The 25868-nt window shown below is 71.9% G+C and carries 19 protein-coding genes; 11 read left to right on the forward strand and 8 right to left on the reverse strand.

All coding sequences use genetic code 11. The features are described 5' to 3' along the window. Positions 1–9: 9 nt before the first annotated feature. From AB0927_RS01145 to AB0927_RS01160, 4 genes are read right to left on the reverse strand one after another with little or no spacing between them, the layout of a single operon-like run. The gene (locus tag AB0927_RS01145; RefSeq protein ID WP_366665349.1) at positions 10–1170 is read right to left on the reverse strand and encodes an acyl-CoA dehydrogenase family protein; all 1161 of its coding nucleotides are present in this window, start codon (positions 1168–1170) and stop codon (positions 10–12) included. 5 nt (positions 1171–1175) lie between these two features. After that, the gene (locus tag AB0927_RS01150) at positions 1176–2120 is read right to left on the reverse strand and encodes a hydroxymethylglutaryl-CoA lyase (RefSeq protein ID WP_366665350.1); all 945 of its coding nucleotides are present in this window, start codon (positions 2118–2120) and stop codon (positions 1176–1178) included. Further along, positions 2117–4030: a biotin carboxylase N-terminal domain-containing protein gene (locus AB0927_RS01155; protein ID WP_366665351.1), complete on the reverse strand. Its 1914-nt coding sequence runs from the start codon at positions 4028–4030 to the stop codon at positions 2117–2119. The genes AB0927_RS01150 and AB0927_RS01155 overlap by 4 nt, the downstream gene beginning before the upstream one ends. Before the next feature lie 11 nt (positions 4031–4041). Continuing rightward, entirely contained in the window at positions 4042–5634 is a 1593-nt protein-coding gene (locus AB0927_RS01160; protein WP_366665352.1) for a carboxyl transferase domain-containing protein, read from the reverse strand. A gap of 157 nt (positions 5635–5791) precedes the next feature. On the opposite strand from AB0927_RS01160, the gene AB0927_RS01165 reads away from it, so the two are divergent. The 4 genes from AB0927_RS01165 (at position 5792) to AB0927_RS01180 (ending at position 9411) form a co-directional block, all read left to right on the forward strand. Further along, positions 5792–6388, forward strand: coding sequence for a TetR/AcrR family transcriptional regulator (locus AB0927_RS01165; protein WP_366665353.1), 597 nt, complete (start codon positions 5792–5794; stop codon positions 6386–6388). 186 nt (positions 6389–6574) lie between these two features. Further along, positions 6575–7732, forward strand: coding sequence for an acyl-CoA dehydrogenase family protein (locus AB0927_RS01170; protein ID WP_010046948.1), 1158 nt, complete (start codon positions 6575–6577; stop codon positions 7730–7732). 36 nt (positions 7733–7768) lie between these two features. After that, complete coding sequence (locus AB0927_RS01175; RefSeq protein WP_366665354.1) at positions 7769–8635, forward strand: acyl-CoA thioesterase II; 867 nt, start codon at positions 7769–7771, stop codon at positions 8633–8635. A 485-nt stretch (positions 8636–9120) separates the two neighbouring features. After that, positions 9121–9411, forward strand: a complete 291-nt coding sequence (locus AB0927_RS01180) for a hypothetical protein (protein ID WP_366665355.1) — start codon at positions 9121–9123, stop codon at positions 9409–9411. Positions 9412–9527: 116 nt separating this feature from the next. Here the strand turns inward: AB0927_RS01180 and AB0927_RS01185 are convergent, their stop codons facing one another. Together AB0927_RS01185 and AB0927_RS01190 are read right to left on the reverse strand one after the other, a co-directional pair. Beyond that, positions 9528–10319 carry a phosphatase gene (locus AB0927_RS01185; protein ID WP_366665356.1) on the reverse strand — a complete coding sequence of 264 codons (792 nt, stop codon included), beginning with the start codon at positions 10317–10319 and terminating at the stop codon, positions 9528–9530. Positions 10320–10396: 77 nt separating this feature from the next. After that, complete coding sequence (locus AB0927_RS01190; protein WP_366665357.1) at positions 10397–11902, reverse strand: PucR family transcriptional regulator; 1506 nt, start codon at positions 11900–11902, stop codon at positions 10397–10399. A 167-nt stretch (positions 11903–12069) separates the two neighbouring features. Here AB0927_RS01190 and speB point away from each other — a divergent pair, with 167 nt between their 5' ends. Further along, a complete protein-coding gene (speB, locus tag AB0927_RS01195; protein WP_366665358.1) occupies positions 12070–13050 on the forward strand; it encodes an agmatinase in 981 nt (326 codons plus the stop codon). Positions 13051–13373: 323 nt separating this feature from the next. After that, a complete protein-coding gene (locus AB0927_RS01200) occupies positions 13374–13790 on the forward strand; it encodes a hypothetical protein (RefSeq protein ID WP_366665359.1) in 417 nt (138 codons plus the stop codon). Positions 13791–13897: 107 nt separating this feature from the next. Here the strand turns inward: AB0927_RS01200 and AB0927_RS01205 are convergent, their stop codons facing one another. Continuing rightward, positions 13898–16960 carry an NACHT domain-containing protein gene (locus AB0927_RS01205; RefSeq protein ID WP_366665360.1) on the reverse strand — a complete coding sequence of 1021 codons (3063 nt, stop codon included), beginning with the start codon at positions 16958–16960 and terminating at the stop codon, positions 13898–13900. 42 nt (positions 16961–17002) lie between these two features. Next, positions 17003–17368, reverse strand: a complete 366-nt coding sequence (locus AB0927_RS01210; protein ID WP_366665361.1) for a hypothetical protein — start codon at positions 17366–17368, stop codon at positions 17003–17005. Between the two features lie 138 nt (positions 17369–17506). On the opposite strand from AB0927_RS01210, the gene AB0927_RS01215 reads away from it, so the two are divergent. The 5 genes from AB0927_RS01215 to AB0927_RS01235 all read left to right on the forward strand — a co-directional run bounded on the left by AB0927_RS01215 (position 17507) and on the right by AB0927_RS01235 (position 25851). After that, the gene (locus tag AB0927_RS01215) at positions 17507–18430 is read left to right on the forward strand and encodes a serine hydrolase (protein ID WP_366665362.1); all 924 of its coding nucleotides are present in this window, start codon (positions 17507–17509) and stop codon (positions 18428–18430) included. A 71-nt stretch (positions 18431–18501) separates the two neighbouring features. Next, positions 18502–19539, forward strand: a complete 1038-nt coding sequence (locus tag AB0927_RS01220) for an esterase-like activity of phytase family protein (protein WP_366665363.1) — start codon at positions 18502–18504, stop codon at positions 19537–19539. 84 nt (positions 19540–19623) lie between these two features. Further along, positions 19624–23343, forward strand: a complete 3720-nt coding sequence (locus tag AB0927_RS01225; RefSeq protein WP_366665364.1) for an ABC transporter ATP-binding protein — start codon at positions 19624–19626, stop codon at positions 23341–23343. 124 nt (positions 23344–23467) lie between these two features. After that, positions 23468–23863 (forward strand): hypothetical protein, encoded by a 396-nt coding sequence (locus tag AB0927_RS01230; RefSeq protein WP_366665365.1) that lies wholly within the window; start codon positions 23468–23470, stop codon positions 23861–23863. A 197-nt stretch (positions 23864–24060) separates the two neighbouring features. Beyond that, positions 24061–25851 (forward strand): glycoside hydrolase family 3 protein, encoded by a 1791-nt coding sequence (locus AB0927_RS01235; protein ID WP_366665531.1) that lies wholly within the window; start codon positions 24061–24063, stop codon positions 25849–25851. Positions 25852–25868: the final 17 nt, after the last annotated feature.

Raw genomic sequence — 25868 nt, forward strand, 5'->3', positions numbered from 1 at the left:
GCGGTGGGGTCAGCTCGGCAGGCCCAGTTCCCGCGCGATCAGCATCCGCTGGACCTCGCTCGTGCCCTCGCCGATCTCCAGGATCTTGGAGTCGCGCCACATGCGGGCCACCGGGTACTCGTTCATGAAGCCGTAGCCGCCGTGGATCTGCGTGGCCTCGCGGGCGTTGTCCACCGCGATCGTCGACGAGTACAGCTTCGCCATGGCCGCCTCCTTCTTGAAGGGCTCGCCGGCGACCAGGCGGTAGGCGGCGTCGCGCCAGGCGAGGCGGGCCGTGTACGCCTTCATCTCCATGTCGGCGATCTTGAACTGGATCGCCTGGTTGGCGCCGATCGGCCGGCCGAAGGCGTGCCGCTCCTTGGCGTACTTCACCGACTCGTCCACACAGCCCTGGGCCAGACCCGTCGCGAGGGCGGCGATGGCCACGCGGCCCTCGTCCAGGATGCGCAGGAACTGGGCGTACCCCCGGCCCTCCTCGCCGACCAGGTTGGCGGCCGGCACGCGAACGTCCACGAAGGAGAGTTCGCGGGTGTCGGAGGCGTTCCAGCCCACCTTCGAGTACGGCGCCGCCACCGTGAAGCCCGGGGTGCCGGACGGCACGATGATCGCCGAGATCAGCGGCCTGCCGTCGGGCTTGCGGCCGGTGACCGCGGTGACCGTGACCAGCCCGGTGATGTCGGTGCCCGAGTTGGTGATGAAGCACTTGGAGCCGTTGATCACCCACTCGTCGGTGTCCGGGTCCAACCGGGCCGTCGTCCGCGTGCCGCCCGCGTCCGAGCCGCAGTCCGGCTCGGTCAGGCCGAAGCCGCCGAGCATCTCCCCCGAGCACAGCCGGGGCAGCCACTCGCGCTTCTGCTCCTCGGTGCCGAACAGATGGATCGGCATCGCGCCGAGCGAGACACCGGCCTCCAGGGTGATCGCCACCGAGGAGTCCACCCGGGCCAGCTCCTCCAGGGCGATGCCGAGCGCCAGGTAGTCGCCGCCCATGCCGCCGTACTCCTCCGGGAACGGCAGCCCGAACAGACCCATGCGGCCCATCTCGCGGACGATCTCGTACGGGAACTCGTGCCGCTCGTAGAAGTCGCCGATCTTCGGCGCCACGACGTCGTGCGCGAACTCCTCCACCGTACGGCGGAGTTCCTCCAGCTCGGGGCTGAGGCGGTGGTCCATGCTGATCACTGGTCCTTGTGGGAGAGAGCGCGGACGGTACGGGAGGGGCTGGGCCGGTCCAGATGGGCGGCCATCCACACGCTGGTGGCGGTCAGCCGGCCGAGGTCGACCCCGGTCTCGATGCCGAGGCCGTGCAGCATCCAGACCAGGTCCTCGGTGGCGAGGTTGCCGGTGGCGGACTTGGCGTAGGGGCAGCCGCCGAGCCCGCCGGCGGACGCGTCGACCGTCGTCACGCCGTGCTCCAGGGCCGCGTAGGTGTTCGCGAGCGCCTGGCCGTAGGTGTCGTGGAAGTGCACGCCGATCTCGTCGGTCGGCACGCCCTCCCCGTTGAGCAGGTTCAGGAGTTCCCGGACATGCCCGGGGGTCGCCACGCCGATCGTGTCGCCGAGGCTCAGCTCGTCGCAGCCCATGTCGCGCAGGGCGGTGCAGACACGGGCCACCTGGTGCGGCGGGACCCCGCCTTCCCACGGGTCGCCGAAGCACATGGAGACATAGCCGCGCACGTGCGCGCCCGCGTCCTTGGCCTGGCGCACCACCGGCTCGAACACCGCGAGGGACTCGTCCACCGTGCGGTTGAGGTTGGCCTTGGCGAAGGACTCGGTGGCGCTGGCGAACACCGCGATCCGGTCGGCGCCGAGGGCCAACGCCCGGTCCAGACCGCGCTGGTTGGGCACCAGCACCGGCAGCGCGACCCCGGCGAGATCCCGCACCTGCGGGAACAGCTCCTCGGCGTCGGCGAGTTGGGGCACCCACTTGGGGTGCACGAAGCTCGTCGCCTCGACGGTCGTCAGGCCCGCGTCGGCCAGGCGGCGGATGAACTCCGCCTTCACCTCGGTCGGTACGGCGCTCTTCTCGTTCTGCAGCCCGTCGCGCGCGCCGACCTCGTGGATCCGCACCCGGGCGGGCAGACCGGGGGCCGGTACGACCATGGGCAGTTGCTCGGCGCTCATTCCGCCTCCTCCTTCGGCGCGATGACGGCCAGCACCTGGTCCATGGCGACCGTGCTGCCGGGCGTCACGTCCAGCTCGGCGACGGTGCCCGCGTGCGGGGCGGAGATGACGTGCTCCATCTTCATCGCCTCCACCACCAGCAGGCTCTGGCCGGCGGTGACCTCGTCCCCGACGGCGACCTTGACGACGGTCACCGTGCCGGGCATCGGCGCGGTCAGCGAGTCGGCACCCGCGTGCGCCGCCTGGGACAGCGAGTCGGCCACCGGGTCGTGGTCCCGCACCTGCCAGGCGTCGCCGTCCCGGCCGAGCCAGTCACCGGCGCGGCGGAAGGTGTGCCGGACGCCGTCCAGGGTGACGGCCACGGTGTCGCCGGTGACGGTGGCGGTGCCGCGCGGGGTGTACGCCACCGGGTCCTGCACCCGCAGCGGGAAGACGGGGGGCTTCGGGGTACCGCCCAGGCGCCAGCCGCTCGGCACCGAGAAGGGGTCGGTCCAGCCGTCGCCGGCGGGCTTCAGTTCCTCCAGGCGCACGGCCGCCGCCGCCTCGTACACCTCCTCCGGCACGTCCGTGGTGACCAGGTCGGCCACGACCCGCTCCACCAGGCCCGTGTCCAGCTCGCCCGCCACCACGGCCGGATGGCCGAGCAGCCGGCGCAGGAAGCCCGCGTTCGTCTGCACGCCCAGCGTGACCGTGTCGGCGAGCGCCGCCCGGAGCTTGCGCAGCGCGGTCGCGCGGTCGGGGCCGTACGCGATCACCTTGGACAGCATCGGGTCGTACAGGCTGCCGACCTCGGTGCCCTCGCTGAGTCCGGAGTCGGTGCGGACGCCGTCGGCCTCCGGCTCGTCCAGCAGCAGGACGGTGCCGCCGGAGGGCAGGAAGCCGCGCGCCGGATCCTCGGCGCAGATGCGGGCCTCGACCGCGTGCCCAGTCAGCCGCACGTCGTCCTGCGCGAAGCCCAGCGGCTCCCCGGCCGCCACCCGCAGCTGCCACTCGACCAGGTCGAGCCCGGTCACCAGCTCGGTGACGGGGTGCTCCACCTGGAGACGGGTGTTCATCTCCATGAAGTAGTACTGGGAGGGGTCGCTGCCCGGCACGATGAACTCCACCGTGCCCGCGCCCCGGTACCCGCACGAGCGCGCCGCCTGCACGGCCGCCTCGCCCATCGCCGCGCGCGTGGCCTCGTCGAGGAGGACGCTCGGCGCCTCCTCGATGATCTTCTGGTGGCGCCGCTGGAGCGAGCACTCGCGCTCGCCGAGGTGCACCACGTTGCCGTGGCCGTCGGCCAGCACCTGGATCTCGATGTGCCGGGGGCGGTCGATCCACCGCTCCACCAGCAGGGTGTCGTCGCCGAAGGATGCGCGGGCCTCGCGGCGGGCGGCGGCGATCTCCTCGTCCAGGACCGCGAGGTCCCGCACCAGGCGCATGCCCTTGCCGCCACCGCCGGCCGACGGCTTCAGCAGCACGGGCGGGCCCAGCTCGCGGGCCGCGTCGGCCAGCTCCGGGTCACGGCCGCCGGGCACCACCGGCACCCCGGCCGCCGCCACCGTCTCCTTGGCGCGGATCTTGTCGCCCATCAGCGCGATGGCGTCGGCCGAGGGGCCGATGAAGGCCAGGCCCGCCTCCTCGCAGGCGCGCGCGAAGGCGGCGTTCTCGGCGAGGAAGCCGTAGCCCGGGTGGACGGCCTGCGCGCCCGTGCGGGCGGCGGCGGCCAGCAGCCGCTCCACCGACAGGTAGCTCTCCGCCGCGGGCGCCGGACCGATCCGTACCGCCGTGTCGGCCTCCCGGACATGCCGCGCTCCCGCGTCGGCGTCGGAGAAGACCGCCACCGAGCGCACGCCGAGCCGGCGGAGCGTACGGATGACGCGTACGGCGATCTCGCCCCGGTTGGCGACCAGCACTGTGTCGAACACGATTCCCCTCCTCACATCCGGAAGACGCCGAACTGGGGCTCTCCCAGTGGCGCGTTGGCACAGGCCGTCAGGGCGAGTCCGAGCACCTGACGGGTCTCCATCGGGTCGATCACGCCGTCGTCCCACAGGCGGGCGGTCGCGTAGTAGGCGTTGCCCTGGGTCTCGTACTGCGCGCGGATCGGCGCCTTGAAGGTCTCCTCGTCCTCGGCGGACCAGGACTCGCCCCGGCCCTCAAGCTGGTCGCGCTTGACCGTGGCGAGGACGCTGGCGGCCTGCTCGCCGCCCATGACCGAGATCTTGGCGTTGGGCCACATCCACAGGAAGCGGGGGGAGTAGGCCCGGCCGCACATCGAGTAGTTGCCCGCGCCGTACGAGCCGCCGACGACGACGGTCAGCTTGGGCACGCGGGTGCAGGCCACCGCGGTCACCATCTTGGCGCCGTGCTTGGCGATGCCGCCCGCCTCGTAGTCCTTGCCGACCATGAAGCCGGAGATGTTCTGGAGGAACACCAGCGGGATGCCGCGCTGGTCGCACAGCTCGATGAAGTGCGCGCCCTTCTGGGCGGACTCGGCGAAGAGGATGCCGTTGTTGGCCACGATGCCGACCGGGTGCCCGTGGATGCGCGCGAAACCGGTGATCAGCGTCTGGCCGTACTCGCTCTTGAACTCGGCGAACCGGGAGCCGTCGACCACGCGCGCGATGATCTCGCGGACGTCGTACGGGGTGCGGGAGTCGACCGGCACCGCGCCGTACAGCCCCGCGGGGTCCACCTTCGGCTCGACGGCCGGGGTGACCTCCCAGGGCAGGGACCGCCGGGCCGGCAGGGTGGAGACGATGTTGCGGACGATGCGCAGGGCGTGCGCGTCGTCCTCCGCGAGGTGGTCGGTGACGCCGGAGATCCGGGAGTGGACCTCGCCGCCGCCCAGCTCCTCCGCCGTGACCACCTCGCCGGTGGCCGCCTTCACCAGCGGGGGGCCGCCCAGGAAGATGGTGCCCTGGTTGCGGACGATGACGGCCTCGTCGCTCATCGCCGGGACGTACGCGCCGCCCGCGGTGCACGAGCCGAGCACGGCCGCGATCTGCGGGATGCCCGCGCCGGACATCCGGGCCTGGTTGTAGAAGATCCGCCCGAAGTGCTCGCGGTCGGGGAACACCTCGTCCTGCATCGGCAGGAAGGCGCCGCCCGAGTCGACCAGGTAGACGCAGGGCAGCCGGTTGTCGAGGGCCACCTCCTGGGCGCGCAGGTGTTTCTTCACCGTCATCGGGTAGTACGTGCCGCCCTTGACGGTCGCGTCGTTCGCCACGATCACGCACTCGCGCCCGCTGATCCGGCCGATCCCGGCGATCACGCCGGCGGCCGGCGCCTGCCCGTCGTACAGCCCGTCCGCCGCGAGCGGGGCCAGCTCCAGGAAGGGCGAGCCCGGATCGAGGAGTGTGTCGACCCTGTCCCTCGGCAGCAGCTTGCCGCGCGCGGTGTGCCGGGCCCGCGCCCGCTCCCCACCGCCGAGCGCCGCCGCGGCCAGCTTGCCGCGCAGCTCCTCGACGAGCGCGAGATGGGCCTGTTCATTGGCCCGCCAGGCCTCCGACGCGGGATCTTCCCCCACGCTCGAAAGAACTTGCGCGGGGGCGCCCCCACCGCTCCGGAGTTCCGGTGCCTCCTGCATCCTGCGGTCCCCTCACCCGGTGCTCGAACCGGTTAATGAGCGTTAACCATTTCCTTCAGGTTAACGACCGCTAACCTCGCTGTCTAGAATTGTCTTCATGGCCAGAACCGACGCCCCGACCCGCCGCGAGCAGATCCTCAAGGAGGCCGCGCGGCTCTTCGCCGAGCACGGCTTCCACGGCGTCGGCGTGGACGAGATAGGGGCGGCGGTCGGCATCAGCGGCCCCGGCCTCTACCGGCACTTCCCGGGCAAGGACGCGATGCTCGCCGAACTGCTGGTGGGGATCAGCGGTCAGCTGCTCACCGGGGCCAGGCGGCGGCTCGCGGAGGCGGACGGGGACGCCCGCGCCACGGCGGTCCTGGACTCCCTCATCGAGGGCCACATCGACTTCGCCCTGGACGACCGGCCGCTGATCACCCTGCACGACCGCGAGCTGGACCGGCTGCGCGACAGCGACCGCAAGCTGGTGCGCCAGCTCCAGCGGCAGTACGTCGAGCTGTGGGTGGGGGTGGTCCGCGAGGTCTACCCGGCCCTGACCGAGCCCACCGCCCGCTCGGCCGTCCACTCCGTCTTCGGCCTGCTCAACTCCACCCCCCACCTGGGCCGCGCGGGCACCCTGCCGGGCCGGGGGGCCACGGCGGCGCTGCTGCACCGGATGGCGCGGGGGGCGTTCGCCGCCGCCGGGTCCGAATAGCCCGTTCCGTCCGCCTCGCCCCGTACCGCCGGTCCCGCGCGCCCCGTTCCGCGCCGCTCGCCCCCGGCGTGACGAGGGTTACGACCGTCCACCCCTGGACGCCTTCCCTACCCGCCGGTACGCTCGTATGAGCAAGCGCTTAGACATGTCCTTTTCCGGCATGCCGAGGTCAGTGGAGGTGGCGGCGTGCGCCGTACGGTGTTCAACGAGGATCACGAGGCGTTCCGGGAGACCCTGCGCGCCTTCATCGAGGCCGAGGTCGTACCGGTGTACGACGAGTGGTTCGCGGCGGGCCAGGCGCCCCGCGACTTCTACTACAAGCTCGGCGAGCTGGGCATCTTCGGTATCAACGTCCCCGAGGAGTTCGGCGGCGCGGGCCTGGACAGCCACAAGTTCGAGGCCGTCCTGTACGAGGAGACCGCCCGCGCGGGCGTCCAGTTCGGCGGCTCCGGCGTGCACGTGCTGCTCGCCCTGCCGTACATCAAGATGCTGGCCACGGACGAGCAGAAGAAGCGTTACCTGCCGAAGTTCGTCACCGGCGAGGAGATGTGGGCCATCGCGATGACGGAGCCGGGCACCGGTTCCGACCTCGCGGGCATGAAGTCCACCGCCAAGCTCAGCGAGGACGGCACGCACTACGTCCTCAACGGCGCCAAGACCTTCATCACCGGCGGCGTCCACGCCGACCGCGTGATCGTGTGCGCCCGCACCGCCGCGCCCACCGCCGAGGACCGCCGCCACGGCATCTCCCTGTTCGCGGTGGACACCAAGTCCGAGGGCTACTCCGTCGGCCGCAAGCTGGACAAGCTCGGCCTGAAGACCTCCGACACCGCCGAGCTGGCCTTCGTGGACGTCAAGGTCCCCGTCGAGGACCTGCTGGGCGAGGAGAACAAGGGCTTCTACTACCTCGGCCACAACCTGGCCTCCGAGCGCTGGGGCATCGCCTTCGGCGCCTACGCGCAGGCCAAGGCCGCCGTCCGGTTCGCCAAGCAGTACGTGCAGGAGCGCACCGTCTTCGGCAAGCCGGTCGCCCACTTCCAGAACACCAAGTTCGAGCTGGCCGCCTGCCAGGCCGAGGTGGACGCCGCCGAGGCCGTCGCCGACCGCGCGACCGAGGCCCTGGACGCCGGCGAGCTGACCCCCGCCGAGGCCGCCTCCGCCAAGCTGTTCTGCACCGAGGTCGCCCACCGCGTCATCGACCGCTGCCTCCAGCTCCACGGTGGCTACGGGTACATGAACGAGTACCCGATCGCCCGCCTGTACGCGGACAACCGCGTCAACCGCATCTACGGCGGCACCAGCGAGATCATGAAGACGATCATCGCCAAGGACATGGGCCTGTAAGGTCCCCGCGATCACCGGCGGGTACCACCACACGTCATGAGCCAGGCACTCCAGGAACTCCTCGATCTGCTCGACCTGGAGCAGATCGAGGAGGACATCTTCCGCGGCCGGTCCCGCTCCGCCGTCGTACCCCGTGTCTTCGGCGGGCAGGTCGCGGCGCAGGCGCTGGTCGCCGCCGGGCGCACGGTCCCCGCGGACCGGCCCGCCCACTCCCTGCACGCGTACTTCCTGCGCCCCGGCGACCCCGGCGCGCCGATCGTCTACACCGTCGACCGCATCCGCGACGGCCGGTCCTTCACCACCCGCCGCGTGGTCGCCGTCCAGCACGGCAAGCCGATCTTCCACCTCTCGGCGTCCTTCCAGACGTACGAGGAGGGCCTCGACCACCAGGCGCCGATGCCGCCCGCGCCCGACCCGGCGGCCCTGCCGACCTCCCAGGAGCGGATGGGCGGCTACGGCCATCTCGCGCCCGACGTGGTGGAACGCTTCCTGGAGGCCCGCGAGGCGGTCGACCTGCGATACGTGGACGAGCCGCCGTACGGCCGGTTCGGCGAGCCGCGCGAGCCGCACAGCCAGGTGTGGTTCCGCACCAACGGCAAGCTGGACGACGACCCGATGCTGCACGTCGTCCTCGCCACCTACGTCTCCGACATGACGCTGCTCGACTCCGTGCTGCTCGCGCACGGCCGCGGCGGCTGGGCGGTCGGCGACGTGGTGGGCGCCTCCCTGGACCACGCGATGTGGTTCCACCGCCCCTTCCGCGCCGACGAATGGCTGCTCTACGACCAGGAGTCGCCGTCCGCGCACGGCGGCCGCGGCCTCGGTCAGGCCCGGATATACACCCAGGACGGGCGGCTCGCCATCACCGTCATCCAGGAGGGCGTCGTCCGCGTCCCGCGCTAGCCCTACCTGGACAGCTTTCCTGAAGGTGCCAAGTGGCGGGTGCGGTACTAGGCTCAATGAGTGAAAGCCGCACGTGCACGGCATGCGCGGCCGACGAGGCCCCGGGAGACCCCCTGACCTCAGCCGCGGTACCTGATGGCGCGCCAGCGTCCGGGTGGACCGCAGGCGTCGGACGCGTCCGCGTGCCGCACATGACCAGCGGTGACATCCGAAGACCGTGCCGCACTTCTCACTTTGCGTGCGGCGGCGGCCATCCACCTCGCGTTCTCCCGAAAGGGAGCCGCGAGAGAAGATGGAACGGAAGGTATCTCCTATGCGAGCACAACGCACGAGGCGTCTCTTCGCCCTGTCCGCCGCCGGCATGATGCTGGCCGGTGGAGCCGCCCTCGGCGCCGCGGGCACCGCCTCGGCGACGACGTACAGCCACCAGGACCACAGCTCCTACAGCAGGGACTACTGCGGCGGCTGGTGGAACGACGACTGCGGTGGCTACGGACGTGGTGACCACGGTGGACGTGGCGGCTACGACCACGGTGGACGTGGCGGCGACCATGGTGGATACGGTGGCGACCACGGCGGACGCGGTGGCGGCGACCACGGCGGACGCGGTGGCGGCGACCACGGTGGAGGCCATGGTGGCGGAGGCCACGGTGGCGGCGGTCACGGTGGTGGCGGTCACGGTGGTGGCGGTCACGGTGGTGGCGGTCACGGTGGTGGCGGCCACGGCGGTGGCGGCGGAGGCCACGGTGGTGGCGGCGGAGGCCGCTGAGCCCTGACGCCCTGAGTCGTGACGCCCGATGGAACACGATGTGCGGTCCCGCCCGCGGGGCCGCACATCCCTGTGTCGCCGTACGTCCTTGTGACCAGGGCCGGTTGCCCCCCGCGCTTGCCCTTACCCGTCCAGACCTGCCGCGGCCAGCAGGTACGCGGTCATGGGGTCGTAGTAACGCGGGCTGACCACATGGTCGTCCAGCGGCACGGCGACCTGGAGGGTGCCCTCCGACTCGGCGAGGAACAGCGCGGGGTCGTTGGAGTCGGCGTATCCGACCGAGTCCAGGCCGTGCTGCGCGGCGTACCCGGCCCAGCCGTGGTCGGCGACCACCAGGTCCGGCAGCGGCTGCCCGGCGTGCTCAAGTCCCGTGAGAATGGCCCGCATCGGTTCGCCCGAGTGGGTGTGCCACAGCGTGGCCCCGTGTTCCAGGACGGCCACGTCCGCGAACTGCATGACGTACCCCTCGTCCGTCCGCAGCCCGTCCGGGATGACGACGATCTCGCAGCCCGCGGCGCGCAAAGCGGCGGCCGTGGCCCGGTGCACATCCAGCAGGCCACCCGGGTGACCGGTCGCGAACAGCACCCGCTCGCGTCCCTCGGCCGCCTTGCGCAGCCGCGCCGCGAGCCGGTCGAGCCCGTCCACGGTCAGCTCCGGGTCGATGGTGTCCTGGCCGTACCGGTACTCCGGGTCGTCGTTGACCCCCACCCGCTCGGCCATCACCGCGAGCACGTCCTGCTCGTCCGCCCAGCGGTCGCCCAGCTCCAGACCGAACCAGAAGTTGCGGTCGCCGTTGGCCAGCCGTCGGTAGTGGGAGAGGTTGTTCTCGCGGGGCGTGGCGACGTCCCCCGCGATACGGGTCCTCACCAGGTGGTCGACGAGCTGGGCGCGGCTGGGTGTCCCGGGTATCGGCATGGCACCCATTGTGGGGCAGCCGGGCGCGGGCGTCCCCGGGGTTTCGCCCGGTGGGACGGGCGTCACCGCCGGGAGGGTCAGTGGTGCCGCAGCGCGAACCACAACTCCATGCGCACGTCCGGGTCGTCCAGGTCGGCGTCCAGCAGCAGCGCGCTGCGCGCGACGCGTTGGCGCACGGTGTTGCGGTGCACCCCCAGGGCCACCGCGGTGCGGTCCCAACTGCCGTGCAGGGAAAGCCAGGTGCGCAGGGTGTCCACGAGGGCGGGGCGCGCGGCGAGCGGCGCGAGCAGGGCACGGGCGTGAGCCCGCGCCTCCGCCTCGGGCACCAGGGCGGACAGTCCGGGCCGCGCGCCGTGCCGGACCAGCGGGGCGCGGATGGCGCGGGCGCGGGCCAGCGCGCGGGCCGCCTGGGCGTCGGCGGCGGCCCAGTCGCCGGGAGCCGCGGGCGCGCTGACCCCGAGGGTCCAGCCGGGCACCGGGGCGGGTTCCCGGTCGGCGGGCGCGAGGACCCGTACGACCTCGTCGCCGAGGTCGACCAGGGGCGAGCCCAGGGCGGTGCCGAGGGCGGCGGCGGCCACGGCGTCCGGCGCCTGCCGCTCGGGCCGCGCGTGTACGACGATCCGGTCGCCGTCGCCGTCGCCGTCGCCGTCGCCGTCGCCGTCGCCGGCCGTGAGCAGCGGCGCGACCGCGTCCGCCGGGGCCCCGAGCAGCAGCCGTACCAGCGCGGAGGAGCGGGCCGCTCCCGCCCCGCTGTGGTGCTCGCCGGTCAGCAGCGACAGCAGGACCGCGCCCACCGAGGCGATGGTGTGGTCCCCGCCCGCACGCCGTCCGGCGGCGACGCCGAGCACGAATCCCCCGCCGGAGCCCAGGGCGTAGGCGGACAGATGGATGCCGTCGACGGTGTCGGCGGCGGAGGCGGGCGTGGCCGGGCCGGTCGGGCGTACCACCTCGGTCAGGTCGCGCAGCGCCTGCGCGACGGCCGCGGCCGGCTCCCGCCCCGCCGCCGCGATCCGGGTGCCGTCGGGGCCGTACAGGACCGCGTGGCCGGACAGCCACCGGGCGAGCCGGCGCAGCACGGAGGGGACCGGGTCGGGGCGGGCGGCCGCCGCGGCGAGGCTCTGCTGGGCCTCGGTGACCCGGCGCAGCTCGGCGAGCCTGGCCTGCGCCATCAGCTCCCACACCGCGCGCGCCACGCCCGAGAAGGTGGTCCCCGGCGGGACCTCCAGCAGGGGCAGCCCATGGGCGTCGCAGGCGGCCACCAGGGCGGCCGGCACCGTCTCGTGCACCGGGGCGAGCCCGAAGCCGAGGGCGGCGCCGCCCGCCGCGACGATCCGGGCGACGTACGCGTCGAAGAAGGCGTCCGGCGCCGACGCGTCGGGGATCTGCACCCCCGCGGTCAGCAGCAGCTCACCGCCCAGCAGGTAGGGGAAGGGGTCGGCCATCTCCGAGGCGTGCGCCCAGTGGATGACGACGTCCGGGCCGACGGGACCCGCGAGCCGGCGCAGCGCGAGGTCCTCGCGGGCGAGGAGGGCGGAGAGGGGGACGGGCGGGGTCGGGGGGACCTGGGCATTCGAATCCGCCATGATGTGCGTTTCCTCCATTCCACACCTCCTGAATGGATAAAACGTACACTTCGGCGCGGCTGCCGGGCCACCTAATGTCGATCCCAGGAAACCGCGACGAAGCGCGATGCAGGCGAGACGAAAGCGCGCCAGGACGCGGCCAGGACGCAGGAAAGAAGGCACACGCAATGAGCAGCAACGAGACGCCCCGCGGCCCCGTCGACTCCTCCCGCGTCCCGCGGTACGCCGGCCCCGCGACCTTCGCCCGGCTGCCCCGCCTGGACGAGGTCGGCACCACCGACGTCGCCGTGGTGGGCGTGCCCTTCGACTCCGGCGTCTCGTACCGGCCCGGCGCCCGCTTCGGCGGCAACGCCATCCGCGAGGCGTCCCGGCTGCTGCGCCCCTACAACCCGGCGCAGGACGCCTCCCCCTTCGCGCTCGCGCAGGTCGCGGACGGCGGCGACATCGCGGTGAACCCGTTCGACATCCACGAGGCCGTCGAGACGATCGAGGCCGCCGCGGACGAGCTGCTGGGTACCGGCGCCCGCCTGATGACCCTGGGCGGCGACCACACGATCGCCCTGCCCCTCCTGCGCTCGGTGGCGAAGAAGCACGGCCCGGTCGCGCTGCTGCACTTCGACGCCCACCTGGACACCTGGGACACGTACTTCGGCGCCGAGTACACCCACGGCACGCCGTTCCGGCGCGCGGTGGAGGAGGGCATCCTCGACACCTCCGCCCTCTCGCACGTGGGCACGCGCGGCCCGCTGTACGGCAAGCAGGACCTGACGGACGACGAGAAGATGGGCTTCGGCATCGTCACCTCCGCGGACGTCTACCGCCGGGGCGCCGACGAGGTGGCCGACCAGCTCCGCCAGCGCATCGGCGACCGCCCGCTGTACATCTCCATCGACATCGACTGCCTCGACCCGGCGCACGCCCCGGGCACGGGCACGCCGGAGGCGGGCGGCATGACGTCGCGCGAGCTGCTGGAGATCCTGCGCGGGCTGGCGTCCTGCAACCTGGTCTCGGCGGACGTGGTCGAGGTGGCCCCGGCCTACGACCACGCCGAGATCACGTCCGTGGCGGCTTCCCACACGGCCTACGAACTGACCACCATCATGACCCGGCAGATCGCGGCGGCCCGTAAGGCCTCGCCCATGAAGTGACGAACCGTCATGCTGGCCGCGCACGGCCGGCGTCGGCGACCTCCACGCGCAGCCGGCCGTCGTACCGGGCGACGCGCACCCCGATCTGCCGACCGAGCGGCTTCCGGGCGTGCTGGAAGAGGGGTCTGGATGAGCAGCCGGGAGACGGGGCGGCAGCCCAAGTACCAGCGCATCGCGGCGGAGCTGCGGGCCGCCATGAGTCGGGCGAGCCGTCCGCGTTCCTTCCTTTGTTCATCCCCTGTGTCGCAAGGTGCTCCAAGTAGTCTGGCATCGCCGGTGGTTCGAGGGGACGGCAGCGAGTGGCAGAAGGGGAGGGGCACCGGGTGGATGCTGAACTGACCGCGTTGGCCGTGTCCGGGGCGACGTCTCTGGTACAGCTGATGGCGGGCGACGCATGGGCCGCGGTCAAGAGCCGGGCGACGGCGTTGTTCGGGCGCGGACGGCCGGGGGAGACAGAGGCGGCGGAAGAGGAGTTGGAAGCCGCTCGGGCCGCGCTCGTTGCCGCCGTGAACGGCGGTGACCGAGCGGCCATCGCCGAGACCGAGTCCCGATGGCGGGCACGGCTGCTGCTCCTGCTTCGCGAGGACCCGGCGGCGGAGGGCGAGCTGCGCGCACTGATGGCGGCGGGAGGGCACTCCGTGGAGGAGGGCACCACCGTGCACAACACCATCAGCGGAGGCGACATCCGAGGCCCCGTCATTCAGACCGGCACCATCAAGGGCGACCTCCACTTCGGCTGACGCGTGTCCCGTCGATGTCCTCGCCGGCGGGGACGAGTTGCGTCGCGGTGAGCCCTGCGCGTGAGCCCCCGGGGCTGGAGCTCCGGAAGGCAGGACTTCGGCGGCTGCTACGCCGACGAGGAGTCGGGTTCGGCGTCATGGCAATCCGGCGCTTCGGGTACCGAAGCAGCAGTGGACGAGTCGGCGATCAGGTGGTGTTGCAGCCGGGCATGGCGGAATTGGTAGACCGCCCCGGTTTGTCGCAGCGCACCTCGTTTGTGGGCGTCGGTGAGGAATGCCTGGACCCGCCAGGGCAGACGGCCGGTGAGCGGCAACCATCCCCGGACCAAGACCAGCCAGTAGATCCACGCACTGGTAGCACGCATGCTCGCGAATCCCCCGACGACCGCGGCTGCGAGGCCATACTCGAGCACGTCCACGGGCACGTGCGAGGGCGCATACCCGAGCGCGTCCGCAAGCACATTCAGGATCCCGAACGGCACCCCGACCATGAACATCTTGCGGATGGTGTTTCCCCGGTCCAGGGCCCGTGATTCCACGGCTCTGGCGACATCCGCCGTATCCGCGGGCGCTTCAAGCCCGAACGCGAGTACAGCCGCGAACCCGGTCACGAGCGCGAGCACGATCCCGAACGCCAACCCGACCACGGGCCCGACCACGACCATGGCCACCAAGTCGGACAGGGACCCACTGTCGAACGTGGCCACCACCCCGACCACGACCCCGACCACAAAGCCGGCCGTGAACCCGACCTTGGCCCCGACCGCGAACCTGCCGGCGATGAATCGGTTCCCGCCGCGGCCTGTACGGCGTGTACGGGTTGGTTGAGGGCCTGCACCACGGGGCCCGATGAGCCCGGCCGCAAGCCCGGCCGCGAGGCCGAGCACAACTCCGGTTGCGAGCCCGGCCGTGGACCCGTACACGAGCCAGACCGCGATCCCGACGACGGTCCCGACTGCAAGTCCGGTTCCGAGACCAACCCCGAAGACAATGATGAACTCGCCGGAAAACAAACGTGACTTACCACGCAGGCGATTCCTGCGGACCCGTCGGGTAAGCCGAACCCTCAAAATGAACGCGAGCCCGTACACCAGCATGAACACGAGTCCCGTCAGGGGCACGAAGAACACGAGTCTGTACTTGAGCCCGTTCGCGAGCCCGTAGATGAGCCCGTACACGAGCCCGTACACGAGTCCGCAGACGAGGCGGGCCCCGAGTGCGATGGTGAGCCTGCGGGAAAACGGATGCGCCTTGCCGCGGCGTCTTCTCCTGCGGACCCATCTGGTGAGCGCGACCCTCGACATGAATGCGAGCCAGGCCAACAGCATCAACTCGACCCCGAGCGCGAGCCCGAACGTGAGCCCGTACGAGGGCCTGACTGTGAACCCGAATGTGAGTCCGGCCATGAGCCCGACCACGACTCCGTAGAGGGCACCAGTCCCGAGTGCGATGGTGAGTCTGCGGGAAAACGGATGCGCCTTGCCGGAGCGTCTTCTCCTGCGGACCCATTTGGTGAGGGCGACCCTCGACATGAGTGCGAGCCCGGTCAACAGCATGAACATGAGCCCGCTCGCGGGCACGAACAACAGGAGCTCGTATTTGAGCCCGATCACAGGACCGATCGCGAGCCCCCACACCAGGCCGGTTCCGAGACCGGCCCCGATCGCGGGGGTGAACCTGCCGGCGAACAATGGCGACTTGTCACGCCGTCGCCTCCTGCGGACCCGTCTGGTGAGCGCGGCCGTGAGCCCGCTCGCCAGCGCGACGGTGAGCGCGCTCGCCAGCGCGACAGTGAGTCCGACCGCTGGCGCGTTCGGCGTCGTGAGCCCGTACGGTGGCTCACCCAGGAAGAACCTTTTCGTCGGCCCGGCCGTGAGCCCGTACGCGAGCGCGGTGAGGAGCCCGTCCACGACGGCGAAAACGAGGGCGCGCTGCCATCGGGGAATGGTGTCGCGGAGTTGCCACCAGGCCAGATCATGCGTACCCGCACTCTGGAGATGCCCGGCGAGGTAGGTCAGATGACGCTGAGCGTGCTTGGCGGACCGGAGTCGCGGGTGGTCTGGTCGGTCGGCCTGGTAAACGGCGGGCACGAACTCGGACAGTAGATGATCCTGAACGGCCGATTCGGTGGGGAAACGGTCGGTGTCCAGTAATCGTATGGGGTCATGGCCGGGGGCGTCACTATAGATAGTGCGGGCCAGGAACAGCATCAACGGGTTGGTCAGAACCCGGCGCAGCACGGCCGGCCCCGGCTCGTGCGGCTCGGTGCGCATTCGTTCCAGGACGGGATCCCAGATCCCGGTGAGGCTTCCCGCCGCGGTGCGGGGCAGGTAGTCCTCCAGGTCTTTCAAGGTCAGGTCGTCGAGTTCTACGACGGCGGCAGCGGTCAGCACATCCGCGCCGCGCACTGCGGTGTCGTACTCGTCCACCCGGCTGGTGATCACCATGGGAACGGGCGTGTTGTTGAGTTTTCGCAGCGCGCGGTGATGGAAGCCGGAAGCGATTTCGTCGAAGCCGTCCAGAATGGGCAGGACCCGGCCACCCTCGATCAGCGCGGTGGCCCAGGTCGGCCCACCCTTGTGGACACGGGCTGCCAGACCGGGGTGGTCACGGATGAGTTGTTCGGCCAGCCAGACGTTCAGGCCTGTGGTCTCAGGGTTCCAGGAGCCGACACTGACGATGACCGGTACCCGCTCACCCGGTCGGCGGGCTTCCAGCAGGTCCAGGGCCAGGCGGCCGGCCAGCGTGGTCTTCCCGGCGCCGGCCGGGCCGAGGATGACCAGTCGGCGGGAAGGGACACGCTGATACGTCTCCGCCACTTGCTCGATGCGCCCATCCAGGTCCAGAGGTTCGGCGGGTGCGCCGGCCCGGACACGGCGGATATTGGCCGGCTGATCGGATAGCTTGGCAGTGGCAAGGTGCCAGCGCACCGGCATCGTGACCGGGTCGTGCTCCCGGCGATTGGCCATTTCATGTTGCCAGAATGTCTGCACGCTTCCGGCCAGGGCCTCAGTGCGATCGTCGATGTCTGATTTGCCGCGACCGTCGGTGAAGACGACACCGCCGTTGATCGAGCCTGCCTGCAATACCGGGCCATAAAATATGCCGCTGGCATCATTATGTGTGGTCACCGGCGAGTGCTGCGGACCGCGATCGTCTTGTACCCCCATAACCGCCTCATGGTTACACAAGATCGCTGGTGACGGATGCGTTCAACTCGGCAAGTCCGGGAACTTCTCCCGGAACCCCGCCAGTTGCGCGTCATACCCCGCCCTGTGTTCCGCGAGTCCCTGTTCCGGCATGGGGCCCTGGGGGATCGGGCCCTCGGTCAGCAGGTCCGGGACGTGGCGGAAGGCCTCCGCCGCCGCCGGCCAGTGGTTCCCCGTGCGGGACTTGGCGAGGAGGTCGTACAGGTCCCGCCTGAGGAGGGTGTCTATGCGGCCCTGGGGGTGGGTCTTGGGGGCGTGGTCGTCCGGGGTGCGCAGCCGGGTGTCCGCGCCGGCCGTCAGGCGGAGGACCGCGAGGGCGGCGTAGAGGCGGCCCGACCTGGTGTAGGGGGTTTCCTTCGGATCCGGCATGAGCGAAGCATTGCCGCTCGCCCGCCAGTTGGAACCCCCGCCCCGAGGGCATGCGTGCAACTTCCGGCCACCGCCACGCGTCAAGGCAACGGGCGCAGACGGTGCGCCCGCATGTCCGTTCCCAGGGGGGACCCTTCCATGACCCACCGCATCGGCCGGCGCGCCAAGGTGACGTCGGCGGCGCTCGGCGCCGCGCTGCTCATACCCACCGTCGCGGCGGCCACCCCGGCCGCCGCGGCCACGCCCACCGTGAGCTGCACGTCGGGCAAGGCCGGCCTGGCCGCCAAGCTGACGAAGGACATCACCGCGGCGCTCGCGAACCGCAAGGGCACCGTCGCCGTCGGCCTGTACGACCGCACCACCAGGACCACCTGCACCCTGCGGGCCACCAGCGCCTACGACTCGGCCAGCACCGTCAAGGTCACCGTGCTCGCCACGCTGCTCTGGGACGCCAAGAAGCACAACCGGTACCTGACCGGTACCGAGTCCTCGCTCGCCACGGCCATGATCACCCGGTCGGACAACGACGCCACCAGCAAGCTCTGGAAGCAGCTCGGCCTGACGAAGATCAAGGGCTTCCTGGCCGCCGCCAAGATGACCAGGACCGTGCCCGGCACGGGCGGTTACTGGGGCCTGACCCAGGAGAACGTCACCGACGAACAGAAGCTCCTCCAGCTGGTCACCGCCAAGAACAGCGTGCTCAGCGACAACTCCCGCGCGTACATCCAGAAGTTGATGGGCAAGGTCGTGTCGTCGCAGCGCTGGGGTACGCCCGCCGGGGCGCCGTCCACCGTCTCCGTGCACGTCAAGAACGGCTGGCTCCAGCGCTCCACGCACGGCTGGCGCGTGCACAGCCTCGGCACCTTCAACGGCGGCGGCCACGACTACATGATGTCCGTGCTGACCCAGGACGACAGCACCATGGACTACGGCGTCACGACCATCCAGAACGTCGCCAGGGTCATCCACAAGGACCTCGTGCCGACCACTGCCAAGACGGCGCGCTACGTCCCGACCAGCGAGCCGAGCGAGGCGTTCGTCGCCACGCCGCCCCAGGGCTGAGCCGGGGGACGTTCCGATACGAGGTCACGGGGTCTCCCGCGCGTCACCGGCGCCCCGTACGGTGATCAACCATGCGACTCAGACACGTACTTGCGACCCTCACCGCCGGCCTGGCGGCGGCCACCACGCTGACCGCCGCCGGGCCCGCCGTGGCCCGGTCCGCCGACTCCCCGGCGGATCACGCCTGTTCGAGCATCGTCTCCCTCGACCGCTTCTCCGACGCGCTCGACAAGACGACGTACGACGGCACCTTCGTCGGCAACTTCTCCGCCCTCGCCGTCGACCGCGACGGATCGCTCGCCGCCCTGGCGGACCGGTCCTCCCTCTTCGACCTGGACGCGAAGACCCTCGCGCCGAAGTCCGCCGTCCACCTCGCCGACGAGAACGGCCGCGACCTCGACTCCGAGGGCCTCGTCATCGATCGCGACGGCACCCGGCTGATCACCTCCGAGGTCGAGCCCTCCATCCGGCGCTACTCCCCGGCCGGCGAGATCCTCGACCGGCTCCCCGTGCCGTCCTCCCTCCTCGTCGCCCCGGCCGGCCGCGCCACCTCCAACCAGACCTTCGAGGGCCTGACCCTGCTGCCCGGCGGGCACACCCTCCTCGCGTCCATGGAGGACCCGATCGCGGGCGACTCCGCCGACCTCGTCCGCTTCCAGACCTGGACCCGGACCGGGGACGGCCACTTCCGGCTCGCCGCCCAGTACGCCTACCGCATCGACGCCGGGCTCGGCGTCCCCGAGGTGCAGGCCACGCCCGACGGCCGGCTCCTCGTCCTGGAGCGCGGCTTCACCGCGGGCGTCGGCAACACCGTCCGCCTCTACCTGGCCGACCCGCGCCACGCCACGGACACCAGCGGCATCGAGAACCTCACCGACGAGTCCGGCGTCCGGCTGGTCAAGAAGACCCTGCTCACCGACATCGCCGCCTGCCCCTCCCTCGGCGCCACCGCCAAGCAGCCCCAGCCCAACCCCCTCCTGGACAACATCGAGGGCATGACCATCACGGGCCGCGACCGCACCGGCCGCCTGAAGGTCGTCCTGGTCAGCGACGACAACCAGAACCCGGTGCAGACGACCCGGTTCTACTACCTGCGGGTGCGCGTCTGACGACCGATTGTTGCGGAGGGATGAAATCCGCTTCCCGCCGTGTTGGTGCCTTCCGGATAAGTACGACGATCGGGAGGCACCGGCGTGGAACCACAACGGGGATGGGCACGACGGCTCGCGGGCTACGCCTGGCGGTATCCGAAGGACGTCGTCCTGGCCCTCGGCTCCTCGCTCGCCGGCATGGCCCTCACCGCCGTCGTCCCCCTGATCACCAAGGTGATCATCGATGACGTGATCGGCGCCCACACCCGCTCCATGACCCCTTGGGCCGCCGCCCTCGTCGTCGCCGCCGTCCTCGTCTACGCCCTCACCTTCGTCCGCCGCTTCTACGGCGGCCGGCTCGCCCTCGACGTCCAGCACGACCTGCGGACGGAGATGTACGACACGATCACCCGCCTCGACGGCCGCCAGCAGGACGAGCTGTCGACCGGGCAGGTCGTGGGCCGCGCCACCAGCGACCTCCAGCTCATCCAGGGCCTGCTCTTCATGCTCCCGATGACCATCGGGAACGTCCTGCTCTTCCTGGTCTCCCTGGTGATCATGGCGTCGCTGTCGCTGCCGCTGACCCTCGTCGCCCTCGCCGTCGCCCCCGCGCTCGGCTGGATCGCCAAGCGCAGCCGCAGCAAGCTGCACCCCGCCACCTGGTACGCCCAGGCCCAGGCCGCCGCCGTCGCGGGCGTGGTCGACGGCGCGGTGAGCGGCGTACGCGTGGTGAAGGGCTTCGGGCAGGAGGCGCAGGAGACCGGCAAGCTGCGTGCCGTCGGCCGCAAGCTGTACGCGGGCCGGCTGCGCACCATCCGCCTGAACAGCAAGTACACCCCCGCCCTCCAGTCCGTCCCGGCGCTCGGCCAGGTCGCCATGCTCGCCCTCGGCGGCTGGCTCGCGGTGCGCGGGCACATCACCCTCGGCACCTTCGTCGCCTTCTCCACCTACCTCGCCCAGCTGGTCGGGCCGGTCCGCATGCTCGCCATGGTCCTCACCGTCGGCCAGCAGGCCCGCGCCGGCACCGAGCGCGTCCTGGAGCTGATCGACACCGAGCCGACCATGAAGGACGGCACCCTGGAGCTGCCCGCGGACGCGCCCGCGACCGTCGAGTTCGAAGACGTGTCCTTCGGCTACGACAGCGACGCCAAGGTCCTCGACGGGCTCAGCTTCGAGATCCGCCAGGGCGAGACGTTGGCCGTCGTCGGCTCCTCCGGCTCCGGCAAGTCCACCCTCTCCCTGCTCCTGCCGCGCTTCTACGACGTCACCCACGGCGCCGTCCTGATCGGCGGCCACGACGTCCGCGAGCTGACCCAGTCCTCGCTGCGCGCCGCGATCGGACTGGTCCCGGAGGACTCCTTCCTCTTCTCCGACACCGTCCGCTCCAACATCGCCTACGGCCGCCCGGACGCCACCCAGGAGGAGATCGAGGCCGCCGCCCGCGCCGCCCAGGCGGACCGTTTCATCCGGGAACTGCCCGAGGGTTACGACACCACGGTCGGCGAGCACGGCCTCACCCTCTCCGGCGGCCAGCGCCAGCGCGTCGCGCTCGCCCGCGCCATCCTCACCGACCCCCGCCTGCTGGTCCTGGACGACGCCACCTCCGCCGTGGACGCCCGCGTGGAGCACGAGATCCACGAGGCCCTCCGGCACGTGATGCGGGGGCGTACGACGCTGCTGATCGCCCACCGCCGCTCCACCCTGAACCTCGCCGACCGCATCGCCGTGCTCGACCGCGGCCGGCTCGCCGACCTCGGCACCCACGAGGAGCTCCAGCGGCGCTCCGCCCTCTACCGCAAGCTGCTGACCGACCCGGACGAGCTGGGCGGCGTCTCCCCGGGCCACACGCTCCCGGACGAGCCGCGCGAGGACGACACCCTCCGGGCCGAGCTGGACGCCGAGTACGACGCCGAGCGCGGCCTCACCCCCCGGCTGTGGACCGGCGACCGCACCCCCAAGGACCAGGCGCTGGCCGGCACCCCGGCCACCCCCGCGCTCCTCGCCCAGGTGGCCGCGCTGCCCCCGGCCACCGACACCCCCGGCATCGACGAGGACGAGGCGGTGCGGCCGGAGGACTCCTACGGCCTGCGCCGTCTGCTGCGCGGCTTCGGGCTGCCCCTGCTGGCCAGCCTGCTCCTGGTCGCCGTGGACGCGGGCGCGAGCCTGGTGCTGCCGGTGCTGATCCGGCACGGCATCGACGCGGGCGTCACCAAGCTGGCCATCGGCGCCGTCTGGTCGGCCTCGCTGCTCGCCCTGCTGGTGGTGCTGGCCCAGTGGGCCGCGCAGATCGGCGAGACCCGGATGACCGGCCGTACCGGCGAACGCGTCCTCTACACGCTCCGGCTGAAGATCTTCGCGCACCTCCAGCGGCTCGGCCTCGACCACTACGAGCGCGAGCTGACTGGCCGGATCATGACCCGGATGACCACCGACGTCGACGCCCTGAGCACCTTCCTCCAGACCGGCCTGGTCACCGCGTTCGTCTCGGTCGTCACCTTCTTCGGCATCATGGGCGCCCTGCTGGTGATCGACATCCGGCTCGCCCTCGTCGTCTTCACCACACTGCCCCCGCTGATCGTCGCCACCTTCTTCTTCCGCCGGGCGAGCGTGAAGGCGTACGAGCTCGCCCGCGAGCGCGTCTCGGCGGTCAACGCCGACCTCCAGGAGTCGGTGTCCGGGCTGCGGATCGTGCAGGCCTTCCGCCGCGAGCGGGACGGCGGGCGGCGGTTCGCCGAGCGCAGCGACAGCTACCGCGCCGCCCGGCTGCGCGGCCAGCGGCTGATATCGGTCTACTTCCCCTTCGTGCAGCTACTGTCCTCCGTCGCCGCGGCCGCCGTGCTGATCGCGGGCGCGCACCGGGTCCAGGCCGCCACCCTCACCACCGGCGCCCTGGTCGCCTACCTCCTCTACATCGACCTCTTCTTCGCCCCCGTCCAGCAGCTCTCCCAGGTCTTCGACGGCTACCAGCAGGCCACCGTCTCCCTGGGCCGCATCCAGGAACTGCTGCGCGAGCCCACCTCCACCGAGGCGGCCGAGCAGCCGCGGGACGTGCGGTCGCTGCGCGGCGACATCGCCTTCGAGGGCGTGCGCTTCGCGTACGGCGACGGCGAAGCGGCCCTCGCCGACATCGACCTGACGATCCCCGCGGGCCAGACGGTCGCCTTCGTCGGCGAGACCGGCGCCGGCAAGTCCACGCTGGTCAAGCTGGTGGCCCGGTTCTACGACCCCACCGCCGGGCGGGTCACGGCCGACGGCACCGACCTGCGCGCCCTCGACCTCACCGCGTACCGGCACCGGCTCGGCGTCGTCCCGCAGGAGGCGTACCTCTTCCCGGGCACCGTCCGCGACGCCATCGCCTACGGCCGCCCGGCCGCCACCGACGCCGAGGTGGAGGCGGCCGCGCGGGCGGTCGGCGCGCACGAGATGATCGCCACCCTCGACGGCGGCTACCTGCACGAGGTCGCCGAGCGCGGCCGCAACCTCTCCGCGGGCCAGCGCCAGCTCATCGCGCTCGCCCGCGCCGAACTGGTCGACCCCGACGTGCTGCTCCTGGACGAGGCCACGGCCGCCCTCGACCTGGCCACGGAGGCCCAGGTCAACCAGGCCACCGACCGGCTCGCGGGCCGTCGCACCACGCTGGTGGTCGCGCACCGGCTGACCACGGCCGCCCGCGCGGACCGGGTGGTGGTGATGGACCACGGCCGGGTCGCCGAGGACGGCACCCACGAGGAACTCCTCGCGCTGGGCGGCCGGTACGCCGAGCTGTGGCGGACCTTCGCCGGGCGCGCCGAGCCGGAGGAGTCGGTCGGCGCGGCCCGCTGAACACCGCCGGGCCCCCGCCGGGACGGGGGCCCGGCGGCCGTGCAACCATCCGTCACACCCGACGCGTCGTACATCCGTACGGCCGCCGGGGGACGGCCTGGCCGCGTTCCGGGGAGGACAACAGGTGGACAGTGGGGCGAGGAGTGCGATACGCCGGGGCCGCGCACTCGGGCCGGTCCTGCTGGCGGTGGCCGGCCTGCTGGCCTTCGCGTCCGGCACCGCCCGGGCCGCGCCGAGCACCTGCGCGGGCCACCAGGTCAGAAGCCTCTCCTTCGCCTCCGGCGTCACCCGCGTCTACCGGCACGGCGACTACGTCTGCGCCATGACCTTCGCCCGCCGGCCCGGCACCGTCCGCACGATGTCGGTCAGCGTCCAGGCCCGCGGCAGCCGCCCGGCGCGGGACAGCGGGCGCTACGTGCACCACGCCGGGCCGGTGACCGTGCACGCCGGGCACCGCTGCGTCCTGATCCGCGGCGCGGTGGGCCACAGCAGCGTCAGCTCGGGCTGGATCCTCTGCTGAACCGCGGGTCCCACCGACACGCTGCGCCCTGTGCGTTCCCTTGACGGAAAGAAACTTCCCGGATATTGGTGACTCCTTGGAAGTTTCCTTCAGCAGTTCTCCTCTGGGAAGGAGCGCACGTGCCCGACACCAGCACGGGAAGCGACGCCAGCAAGAGAGGCACTGGAAACACCGGGGGCGGGGGCGGCGGCGCCCGGCTGTCCCGTCGTACCGTCCTCGCCGCCGGCGCCGGACTCACCGCCGCGCTGACCGTACCGGCCACCGCCCGCGCCGCCACCCCCGACGACCGCGGCCTCAAGGCCCTGATCTCCGGGATGTCGCTGGAGGAGAAGGTCGGCCAGCTCTTCGTGATGCGGGTCTACGGCGCCTCCGCCACCGCCCCCGACCAGGCCGACATCGACGCCAACCTGAGCGAACTGGGCGTGCGCACCGCGGCCGAGCTGATCGCGAAGTACCGGGTCGGCGGGATCATCTACTTCACCTGGGCCCACAACACCCAGAACCCGCGACAGATCGCGGACCTGTCCAACGGCATCCAGCAGGCCTCCCTGGACCAGCCGCGCGGCCTGCCGATGCTGATCGCCACCGACCAGGAGCACGGCGCGGTGTGCCGGGTGGGCAAGCCCGCCACCCTCCTCCCCGGCGCCATGGCCATCGGCGCGGGCGGCTCCGTCACCGCCGCCCGCACCGTCGGCCGGATCTCCGGCGCCGAACTGCGCGCCCTCGGCATCAACCAGGACTACTCGCCGGACGCCGACGTGAACGTCAATCCGGCCAACCCGGTGATCGGCGTGCGCTCCTTCGGCGCCGACCCGGCGGCGGTCGCGGAGCTGGTCGCCGCCGAGGTGAAGGGCTACCAGTCGTCCCGCGTCGCCGCCACCGCCAAGCACTTCCCGGGCCACGGCGACACCGCCGTCGACAGCCACTACGGCTTCCCGGTCATCACCCACAGCCGGGAGCTGTGGGAGCGACTGGACGCGGTGCCGTTCCGGTCGGCGATCGCGGCGGGCATCGACTCGATCATGACCGCGCACATCCAGTTCCCGGCCCTGGACGACTCCGGTGACCCGGCCACCCTCTCCGCGCCCATCCTCACCGGCATCCTGCGCGGCGAACTCGGCTACGACGGCGTGGTGATCACCGACTCCCTCGGCATGGAGGGCGTGCGCACCAAGTACGGCGACGACCGGGTGCCGGTGCTCGCGCTGAAGGCCGGCGTGGATCAGTTGCTCAACCCGCCGTCCATCGACACGGCCTGGCACGCGGTCCTGAAGGCCGTCCAGGACGGCGAGCTGACCGAGGCCCGCCTCGACGAATCGATCCTGCGCATCCTGCGGATGAAGGCCCGGCTCGGCCTGTTCGACCGGACGCACGTGAGCCGGGCGGCCGTGGACCACCTGGTCGGCAGCCCGGCCCATCTGGCCGCGGCCGACCGCATCGCCGAACGCACCACCACCCTGCTGGTCAACGAGGACGGCACGCTGCCCCTGGACCGCCGCAGCCGGCCCCGGCTGCTGGTCGTCGGCGCCGACCCGGCCTCCCCGTCCGGCACCACGGGCCCGCCGACGGGCGTGCTGGCCGCCGCCTTCACGGAGCTGGGCTTCACCGCCACCGCCCTGCCGACCGGCACGAGCCCCTCCGCCGCGGTCATCGACCAGGCGGTGGCCGCCGCTGGCGACGCGGACGCGGTGGTGGTCGCCACCTACAACGTGACGGCGGGCAGCTCCCAGACCACCCTGGTCAGCAGGCTGTCGGCGACGGGCAAGCCGGTGGTGGCGCTCGCCGTGCGCAACCCGTACGACGTGGCCCAGCTCCCCTCGGCCCGGGCCTGCCTGGCGTCGTACTGCTGGACCGACGTCGAACTCCGCGCCGCCGCACGGGTGATCGCGGGCCGGGTCAAGCCGCGCGGCAAGCTCCCGGTGCCGGTGCAGCGGGCCGACGACCCGACGCAGGTGCTGTACCCGATCGGCCACGGCCTGACGTACTGAGGCCGGCCGGAGCACCG

Source organism: Streptomyces sp. NPDC048106 (assembly GCF_040706415.1).
GTDB lineage: Bacteria > Actinomycetota > Actinomycetes > Streptomycetales > Streptomycetaceae > Streptomyces.